At 41.5% G+C, this 18,037-nt stretch carries 15 protein-coding genes; 13 read left to right on the forward strand and 2 right to left on the reverse strand.

Going from position 1 to position 18,037, the window contains the following annotated elements; all coding sequences use genetic code 11:
• Positions 1 to 214 precede the first annotated feature (214 nt).
• The 8 genes from tig (at position 215) to ACGF49_RS00220 (ending at position 10,156) form a co-directional block, all read left to right on the forward strand.
• The gene (gene tig / locus ACGF49_RS00185; protein WP_058588442.1) at positions 215 to 1,519 is read left to right on the forward strand and encodes a trigger factor; all 1,305 of its coding nucleotides are present in this window, start codon (positions 215 to 217) and stop codon (positions 1,517 to 1,519) included.
• A 273-nt stretch (positions 1,520 to 1,792) separates the two neighbouring features.
• On the forward strand, positions 1,793 to 2,416 hold the full coding sequence (gene clpP / locus ACGF49_RS00190) for an ATP-dependent Clp endopeptidase proteolytic subunit ClpP (RefSeq protein ID WP_228899797.1): 624 nt from the start codon (positions 1,793 to 1,795) through the stop codon (positions 2,414 to 2,416).
• Between the two features lie 262 nt (positions 2,417 to 2,678).
• The gene (gene clpX, locus ACGF49_RS00195; RefSeq protein ID WP_011148007.1) at positions 2,679 to 3,950 is read left to right on the forward strand and encodes an ATP-dependent protease ATP-binding subunit ClpX; all 1,272 of its coding nucleotides are present in this window, start codon (positions 2,679 to 2,681) and stop codon (positions 3,948 to 3,950) included.
• Between the two features lie 208 nt (positions 3,951 to 4,158).
• Complete coding sequence (gene lon / locus ACGF49_RS00200; RefSeq protein ID WP_228899795.1) at positions 4,159 to 6,513, forward strand: endopeptidase La; 2,355 nt, start codon at positions 4,159 to 4,161, stop codon at positions 6,511 to 6,513.
• A gap of 218 nt (positions 6,514 to 6,731) precedes the next feature.
• Entirely contained in the window at positions 6,732 to 7,016 is a 285-nt protein-coding gene (gene hupB / locus ACGF49_RS00205) for a nucleoid-associated protein HU-beta (protein WP_202926130.1), read from the forward strand.
• A gap of 177 nt (positions 7,017 to 7,193) precedes the next feature.
• A complete protein-coding gene (gene ppiD, locus ACGF49_RS00210) occupies positions 7,194 to 9,065 on the forward strand; it encodes a peptidylprolyl isomerase (RefSeq protein ID WP_113040814.1) in 1,872 nt (623 codons plus the stop codon).
• 152 nt (positions 9,066 to 9,217) lie between these two features.
• On the forward strand, positions 9,218 to 9,592 hold the full coding sequence (locus ACGF49_RS00215) for a ComEA family DNA-binding protein (RefSeq protein ID WP_112877935.1): 375 nt from the start codon (positions 9,218 to 9,220) through the stop codon (positions 9,590 to 9,592).
• Positions 9,593 to 9,748: 156 nt separating this feature from the next.
• Complete coding sequence (locus tag ACGF49_RS00220) at positions 9,749 to 10,156, forward strand: thioesterase family protein (protein ID WP_112894567.1); 408 nt, start codon at positions 9,749 to 9,751, stop codon at positions 10,154 to 10,156.
• A 28-nt stretch (positions 10,157 to 10,184) separates the two neighbouring features.
• Here ACGF49_RS00220 and queC read toward each other — a convergent pair whose 3' ends face one another.
• Positions 10,185 to 10,883 carry a 7-cyano-7-deazaguanine synthase QueC gene (gene queC, locus ACGF49_RS00225; protein ID WP_113040815.1) on the reverse strand — a complete coding sequence of 233 codons (699 nt, stop codon included), beginning with the start codon at positions 10,881 to 10,883 and terminating at the stop codon, positions 10,185 to 10,187.
• A gap of 32 nt (positions 10,884 to 10,915) precedes the next feature.
• On the reverse strand, positions 10,916 to 11,968 hold the full coding sequence (locus ACGF49_RS00230; protein ID WP_113040816.1) for a PLP-dependent cysteine synthase family protein: 1,053 nt from the start codon (positions 11,966 to 11,968) through the stop codon (positions 10,916 to 10,918).
• A gap of 127 nt (positions 11,969 to 12,095) precedes the next feature.
• Between ACGF49_RS00230 and ACGF49_RS00235 the strand changes: the two genes are divergently transcribed.
• The 5 genes from ACGF49_RS00235 to amtB all read left to right on the forward strand — a co-directional run bounded on the left by ACGF49_RS00235 (position 12,096) and on the right by amtB (position 18,012).
• Complete coding sequence (locus ACGF49_RS00235) at positions 12,096 to 12,557, forward strand: Lrp/AsnC family transcriptional regulator (RefSeq protein ID WP_113024566.1); 462 nt, start codon at positions 12,096 to 12,098, stop codon at positions 12,555 to 12,557.
• Positions 12,558 to 12,643: 86 nt separating this feature from the next.
• Complete coding sequence (locus tag ACGF49_RS00240; RefSeq protein ID WP_113040817.1) at positions 12,644 to 14,413, forward strand: SmdA family multidrug ABC transporter permease/ATP-binding protein; 1,770 nt, start codon at positions 12,644 to 12,646, stop codon at positions 14,411 to 14,413.
• Entirely contained in the window at positions 14,406 to 16,190 is a 1,785-nt protein-coding gene (locus tag ACGF49_RS00245; protein WP_113040818.1) for a SmdB family multidrug efflux ABC transporter permease/ATP-binding protein, read from the forward strand. Before ACGF49_RS00240 ends, ACGF49_RS00245 begins: the two co-directional genes overlap by 8 nt.
• A gap of 177 nt (positions 16,191 to 16,367) precedes the next feature.
• Complete coding sequence (gene glnK / locus ACGF49_RS00250) at positions 16,368 to 16,706, forward strand: P-II family nitrogen regulator (RefSeq protein WP_113040819.1); 339 nt, start codon at positions 16,368 to 16,370, stop codon at positions 16,704 to 16,706.
• A gap of 22 nt (positions 16,707 to 16,728) precedes the next feature.
• On the forward strand, positions 16,729 to 18,012 hold the full coding sequence (gene amtB, locus ACGF49_RS00255; protein ID WP_228899831.1) for an ammonium transporter AmtB: 1,284 nt from the start codon (positions 16,729 to 16,731) through the stop codon (positions 18,010 to 18,012).
• The last annotated feature ends 25 nt before the right edge of the window (positions 18,013 to 18,037 follow it).

Here is an 18,037-nt window from a genome sequence, read left to right on the forward strand (position 1 = left end):
TTTTCAGCAATTCTCGACTCACACCCTCTGCATCGCTATAATGTCGCGTCTAATTTTTAGAATGGTTTCGGGACGCTTCTGACATCAGGGATTCTCGGTTTTTAAATGCGACCGCCCCGGTTCTTAGAGAGTGTTGCGATTGGTGCATAAAATATGTGCTGGTTGTATGGTCTCTGGAGTTGACCGAGCACTATGATTTTTTTGAGGTAAAAAGATGCAAGTTTCTGTTGAAACCACTCAAGGCCTTGGGCGTCGTGTGACAATCACCGTTCCTGCTGCCGATGTTGAGAAAGCAGTTAGTAGTGAGTTGGTCAATGTAGCAAAAAAAGTTCGTATCGATGGTTTCCGTAAAGGCAAAGTGCCTATGAACGTTGTTAAACAACGTTACGGTGCTTCTGTCATTCAGGACGTTCTGAGTGATCTGATGCAACGTAACTTTATTAATGCAATCATCGAACAAAAAATTAATCCAGCAGGTGCGCCAAGTTATGCACCAGAACAATTCAAAAATGGTGAAGATTTCACTTACTCTGTAGAGTTTGAAGTTTATCCAGAAATTGAATTGAAAGATCTGGAATCTATTGAAGTTGAAAAGCCCGTTGTTGAAGTAAAAGACGAAGATGTTGATGCAATGCTGGAAACATTGCGTAAGCAGCAGGCTAATTGGAAAGAAACCGAAGAAGCTGTTGGTGCAGAAGATCGTGTGACTGTTGACTTCAATGGTTCTGTTGATGGTGAAGAGTTCGAAGGTGGTAAGGCTTCCGATTTTGTGCTGGCTATGGGCCAGGGCCGTATGATCCCAGGTTTTGAAGAGGGCATTGTTGGTCATAAAGCAGGGGAAGAATTTACCATTGATGTCAATTTCCCAGAAGATTATCACGCTGAAAATCTGAAAGGTAAAGCGGCTAAGTTTGCAATCACGTTGAAAAAAGTGGAACAGCGTGAGCTGCCAGAGTTTAATGAAGAATTCATCAAACGTTTCGGTATTGCTGATGGCACTGTTGATGGTCTGCGTGCAGAAGTACGTAAAAATATGGAGCGTGAACTGAAAAATGCAGTTCGTAACCGTATTAAGTCTCAGGTTATCGATGGATTAGTTAAGGTTAACGAAATCGACGTTCCTGCTGCTGTTGTTGATAGCGAAATTGATGTTCTGCGCCGTCAATCTGCTCAGCGTTTCGGTGGCAATGAAAAACAAGCTTTGGAACTGCCTCGTGAACTGTTTGAAGAACAAGCTAAGCGTCGCGTTGTTGTTGGTTTGTTATTAGGCGAAGTTATCAGTAGTAATGAACTGAAAGCTGATGAAGAACGTGTTAAAGCATTAATTGAGGAAATGGCTTCTGCCTATGAAGCTCCTCAAGAAGTGATCGAATTCTATGGTAAAAACCAAGAATTGATGAATAATGTTCGTAATGTTGCTTTAGAAGAACAAGCTGTTGAAGTTCTTTTGGGTAAAGCAAAAGTTTCTGAAAAAGAAACAACTTTCAATGAGTTAATGAATCAGAATCAAATGGCATAAGTTTTAGTTTTGTCATGAGATAATGAATTTATCATCTCAGTGAAATGAACCCGCAGATTAACCTGCGGGTTTTTTTATAAATTAAGAGGCAAGATTTTTCTTGAAAAAAGTGGGTTTACCCTCAGATCCTTTTTAATATTATGTATATGATTGCCAAATTTTTCAGGGGGAATTCCCCCTTGACTGGCTAACTTTGAATCATGGTCATCATCGCTTATCTCAAGTAGAATTGGTTATGAATGGCACCAACATGAATTCTATTAGGAGACGAAAATGTCATATAGCGACAAGCGGGATCAATATGCGCCTCACATGGCTTTGGTGCCGATGGTAGTTGAACAGACTGCTCGTGGAGAACGTTCATACGATATCTATTCTCGCTTATTAAAAGAGCGTATTATTTTCCTGACCGGTCAGGTTGAAGATCACATGGCAAATCTGGTTGCAGCTCAGATGTTGTTTCTTGAAGCAGAGAATCCGGAAAAAGATATTTTCTTATATATTAATTCACCAGGTGGTGTGATTACTGCGGGAATGTCCATCTATGATACGATGCAGTTTATTAAACCGGATGTCAGTACTATTTGTATGGGGCAGGCATGTTCAATGGGAGCATTCTTGTTGACTGCTGGGGCAAAGGGAAAACGTATCTGCTTGCCAAATTCCCGGGTTATGATTCATCAGCCATTAGGCGGTTTCCAGGGGCAAGCTACAGATATTGAAATTCACGCTCAGGAAATACTGAAAGTAAAATTGCGTATGAATGAGTTGATGGCAAAACATACGGGAAGACCGATTGAAGAGATCGCGAAAGATACAGAACGTGATCGTTTCTTGTCAGCAGACGAAGCCGTAGAATATGGATTGGTTGATAAGATTTTCACCCATCGCGATTAATTTATTATTCCCAGAAGCTATAATATACCCTATGGATTTCAAGATGCATCGAGACGGCAAGAGAGCGAATCCCCGGGAGCATAGGTAACTATGTGACCGGGGTGAGTGAGTGCAGTCAACAAAGAGGCGACTTGAAAGATAACGGGTATATAAACATTCGGCTTACCACTTGGTAAGGCTATGACGTTCGGGGTAATAGCAGAAGTTTCCTGCTTTGCCAGACGAATCTGGGTGAGCAGTTGATAAAGTGAGGTTGTGACTGATGACAGATAAGCGCAAAGACGGTTCAGGAAAGCTGCTGTATTGCTCTTTCTGCGGGAAAAGCCAACATGAAGTGCGAAAATTGATTGCTGGCCCGTCAGTGTATATCTGCGATGAATGTGTGGATTTATGTAACGACATCATTCGCGAAGAAATTAAAGAGCTTGTACCACATCGTGAGCGTAATGCATTACCAACGCCTCATGAAATTCGTCAGCATTTGGATGATTATGTGATCGGCCAGGAAACGGCGAAAAAAGTGTTGGCGGTTGCTGTTTATAACCATTACAAGCGGTTACGTAATGGCGATACCAGTAACGGTGTTGAATTAGGTAAAAGTAATATCCTGCTGATTGGGCCGACAGGGAGTGGTAAAACACTATTGGCTGAAACATTGGCCCGTTATCTTGATGTTCCTTTTACTATGGCAGATGCGACTACGCTGACTGAAGCGGGATATGTGGGAGAAGACGTAGAAAACATTATTCAGAAATTACTGCAAAAATGTGACTACGATGTGCAAAAAGCTCAGCGCGGTATTGTTTACATTGATGAAATTGACAAGATTTCACGTAAATCTGATAACCCGTCAATTACTCGGGATGTTTCAGGTGAGGGTGTACAGCAAGCGCTGCTGAAATTGATTGAAGGTACAATTGCTGCGGTTCCTCCTCAGGGGGGGCGTAAACATCCACAACAGGAGTTTTTACAGGTAGATACCTCTAAGATCCTGTTTATTTGTGGTGGTGCGTTTGCAGGTCTGGATAAAGTGATTGGTCAGCGTCTAAATACCAGTACAGGTATTGGATTTAGTGCGAAAGTCAAAGGTGAGTCAGAAAAAGCGACTGAAGGCGAATTGCTTGCACAGGCTGAGCCAGAAGATCTCATCAAATTTGGTCTTATCCCTGAATTTATTGGGCGGTTACCTGTTGTTGCCACGCTCAGTGAATTGAGTGAGGAAGCGTTGATCCAGATTTTGAAAGAGCCTAAAAATGCGTTGACTAAGCAGTATCAAGCACTGTTTAACCTTGAAGGTGTTGATCTGGAATTCAGAAGTGAAGCCCTGACGGCTATTGCTAAGAAAGCAATGGTTCGTAAGACAGGTGCCCGCGGCCTGCGTTCTATCGTTGAAGGCGCATTGCTGGACACTATGTATGATCTGCCATCAATGGAAAACGTTGGGAAAGTTGTTGTAGATGAATCGGTTGTCAATGGTCAATCTGCGCCTTTACTGATTTACAGCAAACCGGATGCCCAGGTTTCTGGTGAATAATTGAGTCTAGGATAGGGAATTCGCTAAACGAGATATTATTAAATAAAATGAGGGGACTACCCTCATTTTATTTTTATTAAAGTATCATACTATTGAATGTCAAATTCCTGTCCCCATATATTTTATATTCTATGGAGTGAAACTCGTGAGAACCGCGTTTCACGAGATTCCCTAAAAACTGGCGAAAGCTAAACGAAGAGAGAGCTCTATGAATCTTGAGCGTTCCGAACGCATAGAAATCCCTGTATTGCCTCTGCGCGATGTGGTGGTTTACCCGCATATGGTGATCCCATTGTTTGTAGGGCGTGAGAAGTCTATTCACTGCCTAGAAGCAGCAATGGATCATGACAAACAGATCATGTTGGTTGCGCAAAAAGAAGCTTCAACTGATGAGCCAGGGGTTAATGACCTTTTCTCCGTTGGTACAGTAGCTTCTATTTTACAGATGTTAAAATTGCCTGACGGCACCGTAAAAGTGCTTGTCGAAGGGTTGAAACGTGCCCGCATTACAACTCTGACTGACAATGGCGAACATTTTTCTGCTCATGCTGAGTATCTTGACTCACCGATCGTTGATGAACGTGAGCAGGAAGTGATGATCAGGACAGCTATTAATCAGTTTGAAGGCTACATTAAGCTAAATAAAAAAATCCCGCCAGAGGTTTTGACTTCGCTACACAGTGTTGAAGATGCAGCTAAATTAGCTGATACAATTGCTGCGCATATGCCATTGAAACTCAGTGATAAACAGACTGTTTTGGAAATGTCTGATGTCGTTGAGCGTCTTGAATATCTGATGGCAATGATGGAATCAGAAATTGATTTGTTACAGGTAGAAAAGCGCATCCGTAACCGCGTGAAAAAACAAATGGAAAAAAGCCAGCGCGAGTACTACCTGAATGAACAGATGAAAGCGATTCAAAAAGAACTGGGTGAAATGGATGATGCGCCTGATGAGTATGAAACCCTGAAGCGCAAAATTGAAGCGGCAAAAATGCCCAAAGAAGCTCGTGAAAAAGCCGAAGCTGAATTGCAAAAGCTGAAAATGATGTCTCCTATGTCGGCGGAAGCGACGGTTGTCCGTAGCTACATCGATTGGATGGTGCAGGTTCCGTGGGTTGCTCGCAGTAAAGTTAAAAAAGATTTAATTAAAGCTCAGGAAACTCTGGATACCGACCATTATGGTTTAGAGCGTGTGAAAGAGCGTATCCTTGAGTATCTAGCAGTACAAAGCCGAATTAGCAAAATTAAAGGACCGATTTTATGTCTGGTTGGTCCTCCTGGGGTGGGTAAAACCTCTTTAGGTCAGTCTATTGCACGAGCGACCGGGCGGAAATATGTGCGTATGGCATTGGGTGGGGTCCGTGATGAAGCGGAAATTCGTGGTCATCGCCGTACCTATATTGGCTCTATGCCGGGCAAATTGATTCAAAAAATGTCCAAAGTTGGAGTGAAAAATCCCCTATTCCTACTGGACGAGATTGATAAGATGTCGTCCGATATGCGTGGTGATCCAGCTTCTGCCTTATTGGAAGTTTTGGACCCAGAACAGAACGTGGCATTTAACGACCATTATCTAGAAGTCGATTACGATCTGTCAGATGTCATGTTTGTTGCAACATCCAACTCTATGAATATTCCAGCACCATTGTTGGATCGCATGGAAATTATTCGTCTTTCCGGTTATACCGAAGATGAAAAGTTAAATATTGCCAAGCGTCATTTGCTGCCTAAGCAGATTGAACGTAATGCTCTGAAAAGAAATGAATTAATTATTGATGACAGTGCTATTATTGGCATTATCCGTTATTACACTCGTGAAGCCGGAGTGCGTAGTTTAGAGCGAGAAATTTCTAAGCTGTGCCGTAAGACGGTGAAGACATTGTTAATGGATAAAAATTTAAAACATATTGAAATCAATGCAGATAACTTGAAAGATTATTTGGGTGTTCAACGTGTGGATTATGGCCGTGCAGATACAGAAAACCGTATTGGTCAGGTTACAGGGCTTGCATGGACTGAGGTTGGTGGTGATTTACTGACCATTGAAACCGCATGTGTTCCAGGGAAAGGTAAACTAACCTATACCGGCTCACTCGGTGAGGTTATGCAGGAATCCATTCAGGCAGCATTAACAGTTGTTCGTGCTCGTGCTGATAAGTTGGGTATCAACTCTGATTTCTATGAGAAACGGGATATTCATGTCCATGTTCCGGAAGGGGCGACGCCAAAAGATGGCCCAAGTGCAGGTATCGCCATGTGTACAGCATTAGTCTCCTGTCTGACTGGTAATCCAGTTCGGGCGGATGTTGCTATGACGGGTGAGATCACGTTGCGTGGTTTAGTTCTGCCAATCGGTGGCTTGAAAGAGAAACTATTAGCTGCCCATCGAGGTGGAATTAAAACGGTCTTAATTCCGGAAGAGAATAAACGTGATCTGGAAGAAATTCCCCAGAACATTGTTGCAGATCTACAGATCCATCCAGTTAAACGTATTGAAGATGTTTTGTCTATTACATTGCAGAACCCTGCGTTTGGCGCAGAATTAGTGTCAGTCAAGTAATACAAAATAGTGAATTTTTTCAATAAGTATGAATGAAATATAGGCTGGTAAGTGAATTCAGGCTTACCAGCTTTTTTACATTATTAACTTGGGTAAACTGCTTAATAAATATTTTGTTGTCTTATGATTTCTTGCCAATATCGGGAAGGATTGATATAACGGCACTGCTATCGGGTTATCCGTTGGGATTCTGATGCGGTAGTAAAAACTATATGGGGATGATAAGAGTGAATAAATCACAACTGATCGACAAAATTGCTGCTGACTCTAATATTTCTAAAGCAGCTGCGGGGCGTGTAGTAGATGCATTCATTTCTTCTGTAACGGGTGCATTGAAGGATGGTGATGATGTTGCTCTGGTGGGATTCGGTACTTTTGCTGTTCGTGAACGTTCTGCACGTACAGGCCGTAACCCTCAAACAGGAAAAGAGCTCAAAATTGCTGCGGCTAAAGTACCTGCTTTCCGTCCAGGTAAAGGTTTGAAAGACGCTGTTAATGGGTGACACGAACCAAATATTGTTTATCAGTCCTTGTTATATTGGCAAACATAGACTGACGAGATAGGTTTGGTAAGTTAAAATAGAAGCGCATCAATTGATTGGTGCGCTTTTTTTCTCTTAGCGCTTGAATTAGCGTAATATGGTATTTTCAATTTCACCAAAGCGGAGTTTTGCCTCTTTATGATGGACAACCTACGCACGGCGGCAAACAGTCCTGTGCTTAAAATCGTGCTGGCTCTCATTATCCTGTCTTTTGTTTTGACGGGAGTTGGGGGCTACCTGACAAGTGGAGCTGGTAGTTATGCTGCCGAAGTGAATGGTCAGACTATCAGTCGTGTTGAATTGGAGAGGGTGTTTCAGCAAGAGAGAGACACCTTGAAAGATCAATTGGGAGATAAATTCTCTGTGTTGGCAAGTGACGAACAAAGCATGAAGCAGATTCGTAATCAGGCTTTGGAGCGTCTAATTAATAATGTATTAATTGAACAATATTCCCGTGAATTAGGTTTATCTGCCAGTGATGAGCAAGTTAAGGATTTTATCCGAAATACTTCTTACTTTCAGATAAATGGTAAATTTGATAACAACAAATATCTGGAGTTGCTCAACCGTTCCAATATGAGTCCGGATCTTTTTGCTGAACAAACACGCCAGAATTTAGTTAATCAACAATTAATTATGGCTTTTTCTGGTAGTGAAATAGCCTTGCCGAGTGAAGTGAAACTCAATGCTGAATTGTTTTTGCAACAGAGAACTGCCCGTTTGGCTACACTGGAGCTGAAGAAAATTCAGGCGCAGCAGGAAGTAACAGATAAAGATTTGCAAGATTACTATAATCTGAATAAGAGCAGCTTTATTGCTCCTGAGGAAGTGAAAGTCAGCTATATCAAAATGGATGCTGTAGATGAAATGAATAAGGTTTCGGCTACGTCTGCTGACATTGATGCTTACTATGAGCACAACTTAAAACGCTATACACAACCAGAGCAGAAAAAGTACAGTTTAATTCAGCTTGCAACTGAAGCTGAGGCTAAAACAGTAGTTGATGAGTTAAATAAAGGGGCTGATTTTGGTAAATTGGCGGCTGAAAAGTCCACCGATAAATTTTCAGCGAAAAATCACGGTGATATCGGCTGGATGGAAGAAGATGCTCTTCCTGAAGAGTTGAGACAAGCTAATTTAAAAGAGAAAGGCCAAATTTCTTCTTTGGTTAAGGTTCCTAATGGTTTCGCTATTTTCCATTTGGATGATATTAAACCTCAAATAATTAAACCCTTATCTGAAGTTCGCTCTGAAATTGAAAAAACGGTTAAGCAAGAAAAAGCAGTAGATGCTTTCTATGCTCTGCAACAGAAAGTCAGTGATGCTGCTACCAGCGATAATGAATCTTTAGCTGCTGCTGAGGAAATTTCAGGTATTAAGGTTGTGACGACTGATTGGTTTGATCGTAATCATGTGCCGGCAGAGATTAACTTTAGTTCTGTCATTCATGCCATTTTTGAAGGCAATCTTGTTGATGGGCAGGGGCCAACAGGAACTAACTCTGATGTTATCTCCGTTGAAGGTGATCGTGCATTTGTTCTGCGTGTAGACAATTATAAACCAGAAACAGTACAACCCTTCGAAAAAGTTAAAGAACAGGTTACTGAACTGGTTAAACGTCAGAAAGCTGAAAAACAACTTCAAGTCGAAAGCGATAAGTTACTGGCCGCCTTAAAAGAAGGTAAAGGTGAGCAAGCTTTGAAAAATGCAGGTATTCAGTTTGGTGAGTCCCAGGTTATTCAGCGTACATCTCAAGATAATATGTTAGTTAATGCAGTGTTCGCGTTACCACAGCCAAAAGAAGGTCAGGCAGAATATGGTTTGACGAAAAATAGTTTGGATGACGTTGTGCTGATTCAACTGGATAAAGTGACTCCAGGTGTTGTATCGGAGGAACAAATTAAAAGCATGACGGGTGTTTACCAGAGTGAAATGGGTAACGCTATGCTGGAATCTTTGCTGATAAGTCTGCGTGAAAAAGCCAAAATTAAGTTAGGTCATATCGAATAAAAATTTGCGGAGAGTATCGCAAATATCTTTGTAATTATCTTGTCAATAAAGGCCGCTTTCGCGGCCTTTCGCATATCTGATCTTCGTCCATTGTGCTCAAATTTATCTGTGGCAATCTTTTTCTCGCTAATAAAACATGGAGGAATTCATATATGAAAAAATCGGGAATTTTATCTGTTCTGGTTGCTGGCTTGCTTTATGCGTGTGGCGGACAATTTGCGATTGCCGCCGAACAAGTAAAAGACAAAGTAGCTAAAACAGTCAGTACTACCAGCCATTCTTCATCAGAAAAGCAGCTACAGCAGCAGGAAGCTTTGAAAGTAGAGGAAAAAGGAAAGGTGAATATTAATACTGCAAGTGCAGAAGAGTTAGCAAAAGCACTGAATGGTATTGGAGTAAAAAAAGCACAGGGGATTGTTGAATATCGGGAAAAACATGGTGCATTTACTACGGTGGAACAATTACAAGAGGTTCAGGGAATAGGGCCAGTTTTCGTTGAACGAAACAGAAATAAGTTAAGCTACTAGTATATATCTCCCTCATCCTTATTCATGATTTATTTTGTGAATGAGGATGTTGTGATCAAGGTTGCAAATAAATCACTTTAATTAGTATGAATTTTTTGTTTTGCTATTGTGAAATCAACTTGATCAGACGAGTGACGTTAACATTAAGGCAATATTATGAGTTCAGTTATAAAAGTTCATGGTTATCATATAGATTTATTTCAACATGTGAACAATGCTCGCTACTTGGAATTTCTAGAAAGTGCTCGATGGGAGTGGCTGCATAAACACTCTGTAGTGGAATGGATACAGAAAAACAATGTTGGGTTTGCAGTGGTTAATATTAATATTAATTATCGCAGTTCAGCGGTTCTTGGTGATGAATTAGAGGTGGATTGTCGGTTGACGGAGCTGAGAAACAGAAGTGGCGTATTTTCTCAGGAAATTATACGCAAGAGGAATAATCAACTCATTGCAGATGCTAAAACTACGTTTGTCTGGATTGATAGAAAAACACAAAGAGCTTTGTCTATTGAAGGTGAATTACGTGAAATAATGGGAGTTTTGGTGAAAACAGGACAATGAGAGGAAAAAGCTCTCATTGCCATTTGGATTAAACTAAATGTGTTTTTGCTTTCATTTCAGTCATAATTTTCTCAGGCGCATTGAGATATTGTTCTAATCCGTTAGCTCTGAGATGACAAGCTGCACATGTACCACACCCATTACCTTGAATACCGTTGTAGCAAGTCAATGTCTGACTACGAACAAAGTCTAAGTGCTGGTAGTAGTCGGACAATGCCCAAGTTTCAGCTTTGTTGAGCCACATCAATGGCGTCTCAAAGCGGATATCACGGGCAATGCCAAGGCTTACTGCTTTATTCAGTGCCTTGACAAATTCATCACGGCAATCAGGGTAGCCGGAAAAATCAGTTTCGCATACGCCGGTAATGACTGCTTTGGCTTCAACTTGGTAAGCATATATAGCAGACAGCGTCAGGAATAAGATATTACGGCCAGGGACAAATGTACTGGGTATGGCACTTTTTTCACTTTCATTGTAATCGGGAACAGGAATATTATCACGAGTCAGACTGCTGAGAGCCAATTCGTTAAGTAATGTGACATCCAATACTTTATGTGCGACAGCACCAAGAGAATGACTGATATTACGTGCAACATCAATTTCGGCACGATGGCGCTGACCATAATCAAAAGTGACACAATGTACTTCATCATATTGATTAATTGCCTGAATCAGGCAGGTAGTGGAATCTTGCCCCCCACTGAATACAACAACAGCTCGTCTCATTGTAACATCCTCATTGGAATAAAATGGTCATGTTACTTATAACTACAGAAATTGGGTAGTTGTTTGAGATAAGGTGAGATATCGCCGATGTTATTTTTTACCCAATCTGGATTGTAGTAAGTATCGAGATAACGTTCACCACTGTCGCACAGTAAAGTTACTATTGCACCTTGTTCTCCACGGTCATGCATTTGGTTAGCAAGCAGAAGCGCTCCCCAGACATTAGTCCCCGTAGATGCGCCAACTTTTCTGCCTAGTAATTTTTCCAACCAGTAAATTGTTGCAATGCTGGCGCAATCGGGTATTTGGATCATGTCATCAATGACTGAGGGAATAAAAGAAGGCTCTGCTCTAGGGCGGCCAATACCCTCAATCTTGCTGCTATAATTGCCACGAATATCACAGCAATTTTGACGGTAATAGTCATAAAATATAGAGTTTTCTGGATCGACAACAATTAGTTTAGTGTTATGCCCTTGGTAACGGATATAGCGTCCTAAAGTTGCAGAAGTTCCCCCAGTACCAGCGCTCATAACAATATAATCTGGTTCAGGAAATGGTTCCATTTGCATCTGGCGAAAAATACTTTCAGCAATATTGTTGTTACCTCGCCAGTCTGTTGCTCGTTCGGCGTAGGTAAATTGATCCATATAATGACCATTTAGTTCTTTCGCTAGTCGTTCTGACTCGTCATATATTTGTGCTGAATGGTTAACAAAATGGCATTTACCACCATAAAATTCAATTTCCTGAATTTTACGTTTCGCAGTGTATGAGGGCATAACAGCAATAAAAGGTAGCCCAAGCAGGCGGGCAAAATAGGCTTCGGATACAGCAGTGCTACCCGATGAGGATTCAATAACCGGGGTACCTTCCTTTATCCAACCATTACTAAGTGCGTAAAGGAATAAAGAACGAGCAAGCCTATGTTTCAGACTGCCAGTTGGATGGGTGCTTTCATCTTTTAGATATAAATGGATACCTGGAAAAACTGGCAAATTAAGGAGGATAAGATGAGTGTCAGAGCTGCGTTGATGGTCTGCTTGAATCTCTCTGATTGCCTTGGTGGTCCAACTGTGTGACATTAATTATTAACTCTATAATTTAAAAATAATTGGCAGCGGATAGATTAACTTGATACTGGGAGAAATAGATTGTTATTTTTCTTAGTATGTGGTTTCTTTATGGAAAATTTTTCTATAAGAGGTAGCTATGTTGGATAAAACAGACCGCAAGTTGCTTAAGTTACTACAGAAAGATTGTAGTCTGTCTCTGAATGCATTGGCGGAAGCTGTTAATCTTACCTCTACTCCTTGTTGGAAACGGCTAAAACGACTTGAAGATGAAGGCTATATCGTTGGCAAAGTTGCTTTGCTTGATAGCGAAAAATTAGGATTAGGGCTGACAGTGATTGTTATGATCAGAACTCAGCAGCATAGCAGTGGTTGGTATGAGCAATTTGTTGCATTTATAAAGCAAATGCCAGAAGTCCTAGCTTTTTATCGTATGGCTGGTGAGTGTGATTATTTAATGCACGTAGAAGTTGTGGATATGAAAAGTTATGATCTTTTTTACAAGCGTATGGTTAATGGTGTTCCGGGGTTGATTGATGTGACATCGAGTTTTGCAATGGAAAAAATCAAATACACTACAGCATTACCGATACCAGATTAACCAATTATTAATTTATTGCGTTAATTCAATTATTCTGAGTATCGTTCAACATTTCTACTATCTATTTCATTTCGGGATATACACGCGTGAGATTGTTTTCTCAATTAAGTTGGTACTTCCGTAGCGAGTGGCGTCGCTATCTTGGGGCAGTGACTCTGCTTATTATTATCTCTATTCTACTACTCATTCCGCCATATCTGGTGGGTGTAATCGTTGATGGGATCAGTACTGCATCTATGTCATTTTACCAATTGATGGTGTGGATTGGTGTTATGCTGGTTATTGCATTGATTGTCTATATCTTGCGTTATATATGGCGTTTATGGTTGTTTGGGGCGTCATATCAATTAGCCGTTAAATTACGGAATAATTTTTACCAGCAACTTAGCCGACAAAACCCTGAATTTTATTTGCGTCACCGTACGGGAGATTTAATGGCTCGTGCTACTAATGATGTGGATCGTGTGGTGTTTGCTGCGGGTGAAGGTGTACTTACGTTAGTTGATTCGCTAGTTATGGGCTGTGCAGTGCTAATTATGATGAGTATACAAATTAGTTGGCAATTAACTTTACTGTCTCTGTTACCTATGCCGATTATGGCAATCATTATTAAACGATATGGTGATCAACTTCATCGTCGCTTCAAATCTGCACAAGGCGCATTTTCTGCTTTAAATAATCAGGCTCAAGAGAGTTTGACCAGTATTCGCATGATTAAAGCGTTTGGCCTTGAAGATCTGCAATCAAGTCAGTTTGAACAAGTTGCAGTGGAAGCCGGCCGTAAGAATATGTATGTGGCTAGGGTGGATGCTCGGTTTGATCCGACAATTTTTATTGCCATCGGTATGTCAAACTTTTTGGCTATCGGTGGTGGTAGCTGGATGGTGCTAAATGGTGTTTTAACACTTGGTGAGCTTACTAGTTTCGTGATGTATCTTGGCCTGATGATTTGGCCAATGTTGGCGTTGGCATGGATGTTTAATATTGTTGAACGAGGAAGTGCTGCTTATAGCCGTATCCGTAGCTTGTTGCAGGAGCCTCCGGTCATTAAGGATGGTATTGGCAATTTATTGCCTGAGCGCGGTATTTTGGATGTGAATATCAAAGCGTTTAATTATCCGCAAAGTAACAAAACTGTTCTCAGTCAAATTCATGTCCAGTTATTACCTGGGCAGTTATTAGGGATCTGTGGTCCAACTGGTTCAGGTAAAAGCACACTACTTGCGTTGATACAGAGGCAGTTTGATGTGACTGAGGGTGAAATTCTTTTCCAGTCGCTCAAAATTGCGGATATTAGATTAGATGAATGGCGAGCACGATTTGCTGTTGTCAATCAAATTCCCTTTTTATTTTCAGACACCGTTGCCAGGAATATCGCTTTGGGACGTCCTGATGCAACACAGGAACAGATTGAAGAAGTTGCCCGCCTTGCCAATGTCCATGAAGATATTCTTCGTTTACCTGAGGGGTATCAGACAGAAGTAGGCGAGCGTGGGGTAATGCTTTCTGGTGGGCAGAAGCAGCGTATTTCCATTGCAAGAGCATTACTTTTAGATGCCGAGATTCTGATTCTGGATGACGCTTTATCTGCGGTTGATGGGCAAACTGAATACAATATCCTACAAAACCTCAGTCAGTGGAGGCAACAACGGACGATTATTATTAGTGCCCATCGCCTGTCTGCATTAACTGATGCGGATAATATCCTGGTGATGCAGCAAGGTTCTGTTATACATCAGGGACGGCATCTGCAACTGGCAGAGCAGCCGGGATGGTATCGTGATATGTATTATTATCAGCAACTCGAAGCAGAATTGGATGACGAGGAAACAGTAGAAGGGGATAAAGATGACTAAAGTTCGTCAATTGTGGCCGTCTCTGAAGCGCCTGCTGGTTTATGGAAAAAATTATCGTAAGCCGTTGGGGCTGGCTGTGCTCATGTTATGGGGGGCTGCAATTGCGGAAGTCAGTGGTCCGGTTCTCATTAGTTACTTTATCGATAATATGGTTGCAACGGGTAATATGCCTACTAGAGTGGTTATCGGGCTAGCTATAACCTTTATTATTCTGCAACTGATTACGGCTGCGTTACACTATTTTCAGGCTTTATTGTTCAATCAAGTGTCAGTCGATGTGGTTCAGCAGCTTCGTACTGATGTGATGAATGCAGCATTGCGCCAACCTCTGAGTGCTTTTGATAATCAGCCGGTAGGGCAGTTGATTTCCCGTGTAACGAATGACACCGAAGTCATTAAAGATCTTTATGTTAATGTAGTTCCAGCGGTATTTCGCAGCATGGCATTGATTGGTGCGATGCTGATTGCCATGTTTATGTTGGAATGGTGCATGGCATTGATTGCAATTCTTATTTTTCCTGTCGTATTGATTGTTATGGCAATATATCAGCATTTTAGTACACCAATTGTCCGTCGGGTACGTAGTTATTTGGCTGATATTAATGATGAGTTTAATGAAGTCATTAATGGAATGAGTGTTGTTCAGCAGTTCCGGCAGCAGGCGCGTTTTGGTGAACGTATGTTGTTAACCAATCGGGCTCATTATCAGGCGAGAATGCAAGCGTTGAGATTAGATGGGCTTTTGTTACGCCCATTGCTGAGTTTGCTATCTGCTATGGTATTGTGCGGTTTTATCGTGTTGTTTGGAATTAGTGGGCCAGGGGCGATTGGTGTCGGGGTATTGTATGCTTTTATTAATTATTTGGGGCGGTTGAATGAACCTCTTATTGAGCTGACATCTCAACAATCGATTTTGCAACAAGCTGTCGTTTCTGGCGAGAGAATATTTGAATTAATGGATAGTCCTCAACAAGGTTATGGGATGGATAGTCAGCCACTGTCCAGTGGTCGAATTGATATAGAAAATGTCAGTTTTTCCTACCGACATGGAAAAATAGTTTTGCAAGATATTAACTTACAGATTTCGGCTCATGGTTTTGTTGCTTTGGTTGGTCATACCGGTAGCGGTAAAAGTACGCTGGCAAATTTGCTGATGGGGTATTATCCGTGGCAGAAAGGGGAAATTTATCTTGATGGCCGGCCTGTATCATCTCTGTCTCATTCGGTATTACGCAATGGTGTGGCAATAGTTCAGCAGGACCCGGTTGTTCTTGTGGGCTCTTTCTTTGACAATATTACGCTTGGTCGGAATATTTCAGAAGAGAAGGTTTGGCAAGTACTGGAAACTGTTCAATTAGCTGAGTTAGTACGTACATTGCCTGATGGACTTCATACTATCTTGGGAGAGCAGGGTAATACGTTGTCAGCCGGTCAAAAACAATTGCTTGCTATGGCGAGAGTGTTAGTGCAAACGCCACAAATTTTGATCCTTGATGAAGCGACTGCAAATATTGATTCTGGTACGGAACAGGCGGTACAACAGGCTTTGAGATTGATTCGTCAACAAACAACATTGATCGTGATTGCTCATCGTTTATCTACCATTGTGGAGGCTGATACTATTCTGGTGCTGCATCGTGGTGCAGTTGTTGAACAGGGATGCCATCAACAATTATTTGTGAGTCGTGGACGTTACTATCAGATGTATCAGTTGCAACAAGTAGGTGAGACATTAAATGAATGTGGCACAATCTCTGAGAAAGAGGTGCTAATTTAATCAAGCTTGCACTAATTCGGTGCACTTATGGGAGAGTATATTCGCTGCTCTCCTCCCTTCTTAATTCTCCATAATTTTTACTCTCTTTATTATTTGATTTTTATATGTTTTTAATTTCTGGCACGCTCCTTGCTATTTCCTTATTGAAAACATAATAGCCGGATGGAAGGAGGATGTATGAAGCTCATTACGACAATTATAAAGCCATTCAAATTGGAGGATATTCGGGAAGTTCTCTCTGGTCTTGGTGTTCAGGGGTTGACCATAACAGAGGTAAAAGGATTTGGGCGTCAGAAAGGACATGCGGAGCTTTATCGTGGAGCGGAATATAGTGTCAATTTTTTACCTAAAATAAAGATAGATATTGCTGTAGCAGATGAATTGGTTGAGGAGGTAATTCATGCTATTCAGCAATCAGCTTTCACTGGAAAAGTTGGCGACGGTAAAATCTTTGTCATCGAATTGCAACAGGCTATTCGTATTAGAACAGGAGAAACTAACGATGAGGCACTGTAACTCACTGATAGAGAAGATAGATATGAAAAGAAAATTCTCTGTGGCTGCCGGTATTGTAGCCAGTTGCTTACCATCATTATCTCAGGCAGCGGAAGGTGTTGTTGATAAAGCTGATAATGCTTTTATGATGATTTGTACAGTCCTTGTTCTGTTTATGACGATTCCAGGAATTGCTCTGTTTTATGGTGGATTGCTACGGAATAAAAATGTTTTATCGTTAATGGCTCAGGTCATGGTGAGCTTTGCTTTAGTATGTGTATTATGGGTGATTTACGGTTACAGCTTGGCTTTTGAGCCAGGGAATGGTTTTTTCGGTGGTGTTAGTCAAGTGATGCTAAAGAATTTGGCATTCACTGACTTAAGTGGCAATTTTTATCAGCTAATTCATGTGGCATTTCAGGGCTCTTTCGCTTGTATCACAGTTGCTTTGATTATTGGTGCGTTAGGGGAGCGTATTCGCTTTCCGGCTTTGTTAGTTTTTAGTGTGCTGTGGTTGACATTTTCTTACCTGCCTATGGCGCATATGGTTTGGGGTGGGGGTGTGCTTTCACAAGATGGAGCATTGGATTTTGCTGGTGGTACGGTTGTTCATATTAATGCTGCTGTAGCTGGATTGGTTGGTGCTTACTTACTGGGAAAACGTACTGGTTTTGGGAAAGAAGCATTTAAACCACATAACTTGCCGATGGTCTTCACTGGTACTGCTGTGCTCTATATTGGTTGGTTTGGTTTTAATGCTGGTTCTGCTAGTGCTGCTAATGAGATAGCTGCTCTGGCATTTTTAAATACCATTGTGGCGACTGCCGCCGCTATCCTGTCATGGGTTTTTGCAGAATGGTTTTTCCGTAATAAACCGTCTCTTTTAGGGGCATGTTCAGGCTGTATTGCTGGGCTGGTTGGTATTACACCTGCGGCGGGAATGGTTTGTGTTGGTGGTGCATTAATCATTGGTCTGATCGCGGGTTTTACCGGACTTTGGGGGGTGGTGGCCTTAAAACGGTGGTTACGTGTTGACGATGTGTGTGATGTATTCGGCATACACGGCGTATGTGGGATCGTAGGTTGCCTCCTAACAGGGGTTTTTACGGCTAAATCTTTGGGAGGGACCGGCCATGCAGAGGGTATAACCATGTTGGAACAAGTTGGTATTCAGGCTCTTAGTATACTGGTTTGTGTGATTTGGTCAGCCGTTGTTGCCTTTATTGCTTTTAAAATAGCAGATCTGTTGGTAGGGCTGAGGGTTACGGTTGAAATTGAAAGGGAAGGGTTGGATATTAATTCTCATGGAGAGAGTGCTTATAATTAAGTTGTAATATAAAAGGGCAGCAATA

The sequence above is a fragment of the Photorhabdus sp. RM96S genome (assembly GCF_042879335.1).
GTDB lineage: Bacteria > Pseudomonadota > Gammaproteobacteria > Enterobacterales > Enterobacteriaceae > Photorhabdus > Photorhabdus kayaii.

Bases quoted from the DNA above. Each gene is read 5' to 3' on its own strand.
- clpP (WP_228899797.1), top strand. From the start codon at position 1,793: ATGTCATATAGCGACAAGCGGGATCAATATGCGCCTCACATGGCTTTG.
- queC (WP_113040815.1), bottom strand. From the start codon at position 10,883: ATGAGACGAGCTGTTGTTGTATTCAGTGGGGGGCAAGATTCCACTACC.
- lon (WP_228899795.1), top strand. From the start codon at position 4,159: ATGAATCTTGAGCGTTCCGAACGCATAGAAATCCCTGTATTGCCTCTG.
- ACGF49_RS00220 (WP_112894567.1), top strand. From the start codon at position 9,749: ATGAGTTCAGTTATAAAAGTTCATGGTTATCATATAGATTTATTTCAA.
- tig (WP_058588442.1), top strand. From the start codon at position 215: ATGCAAGTTTCTGTTGAAACCACTCAAGGCCTTGGGCGTCGTGTGACA.
- glnK (WP_113040819.1), top strand. From the start codon at position 16,368: ATGAAGCTCATTACGACAATTATAAAGCCATTCAAATTGGAGGATATT.
- ppiD (WP_113040814.1), top strand. From the start codon at position 7,194: ATGATGGACAACCTACGCACGGCGGCAAACAGTCCTGTGCTTAAAATC.
- hupB (WP_202926130.1), top strand. From the start codon at position 6,732: ATGATAAGAGTGAATAAATCACAACTGATCGACAAAATTGCTGCTGAC.
- ACGF49_RS00235 (WP_113024566.1), top strand. From the start codon at position 12,096: ATGTTGGATAAAACAGACCGCAAGTTGCTTAAGTTACTACAGAAAGAT.
- amtB (WP_228899831.1), top strand. From the start codon at position 16,729: ATGAAAAGAAAATTCTCTGTGGCTGCCGGTATTGTAGCCAGTTGCTTA.
- ACGF49_RS00215 (WP_112877935.1), top strand. From the start codon at position 9,218: ATGAAAAAATCGGGAATTTTATCTGTTCTGGTTGCTGGCTTGCTTTAT.
- ACGF49_RS00230 (WP_113040816.1), bottom strand. From the start codon at position 11,968: ATGTCACACAGTTGGACCACCAAGGCAATCAGAGAGATTCAAGCAGAC.
- ACGF49_RS00245 (WP_113040818.1), top strand. From the start codon at position 14,406: ATGACTAAAGTTCGTCAATTGTGGCCGTCTCTGAAGCGCCTGCTGGTT.
- clpX (WP_011148007.1), top strand. From the start codon at position 2,679: ATGACAGATAAGCGCAAAGACGGTTCAGGAAAGCTGCTGTATTGCTCT.